This is a genomic window from Bradyrhizobium sp. P2_E8, from assembly GCF_056403875.1.
This window is the reverse complement of sequence record NZ_JBFUES010001672.1, coordinates 1-898: the sequence shown is the minus strand read 5'-3', so window position 1 is coordinate 898 and position 898 is coordinate 1. Positions and strand designations below refer to the sequence as shown.

General features: G+C 66.6%; 2 protein-coding genes. Both read right to left on the bottom strand.

Going from position 1 to position 898, the window contains the following annotated elements:
• On the bottom strand, positions 1–306 hold a 306-nt coding region (locus tag AC1D00_RS43140), incomplete at its 3' end, for an EamA family transporter (protein ID WP_477014926.1).
• 80 nt (positions 307–386) lie between these two features.
• A partial coding sequence (locus AC1D00_RS43135) for an NUDIX hydrolase (RefSeq protein WP_477014925.1) occupies positions 387–898 on the bottom strand: 512 nt, incomplete at its 5' end.

Sequence of the window (898 nt, the reverse complement as noted above, 5' to 3'; positions counted from 1 at the left end):
GGCGAGTGCGGCATCGACATGGCGCTCGCCCCAGGCGATCAGCGTCCAGGGGATGACGCTGTTGAGCACGGCCTGGAACGCGAAGCGCTGCCAGGTCGCCGCATCCGTCGGCATTTTGATGCCGCGCGCCCACATGACGACCAGCAGCAGCAATCCCGCAATCGCGGTGCGCGCCGCGATCAGCGTGATCGGCGGAATGGTGGCGACGCCGAGCTTGATGAAGGTGTAGGAGCCGCCCCACAGCGTTGCGAGCGCGACCAGCAGCGCCAGCTCGACGGCGATATTGGTGTCCTGCCGGTTGTCCATTATTGCGTTCCGTCCATTCTGCGATGGACGGAACCTAGCGCGTCCGCAAGCGCCAATACTTCGCTGCGTATCGAAGTGTATTAGCCGACCGCGCCGACCTCGAACACCTCGCCGTCATAGCCGGCCTCGCGGGGAATGCGGAGCTGGCGGCCGGTTTCGGTCTTGGTCATGACAGGCATTACCGTGACGATGGACATGCCGCGGGCGTGCTCCAGCGCGGCATCAACGCTGCCCTGCTTGGCAAGCCGGATCAGATTGCGCGTGGTCGGGAACGGCAGCTTGAAGCGGCCGCTCTCGCCGCCCTCCACCGCCTCGCGCGGCGAGACCCAGATCGAATCGGTCGACTCGCGGCCGTCATGCGCGCCGAGCTGGTCCGGCGGCGCCGCGGCTAGGAAGAACCAGGTGTCGAACCGCTTCGGCATGCCCTCCGGCGTGATCCAGTGTGCATAGGGCACGAGCGTGTCGAGCGCGAGCTGGAGGCCGTTGTCGGCGAGGATGCTGAGGAAGCTGATCTTGTGCTCGTTGAGCGCGACGCGATGCTTGTCGGCGAGCTCGCCCGCACGCCTGGCATCAACAGGCGTGCCCGAGCCCT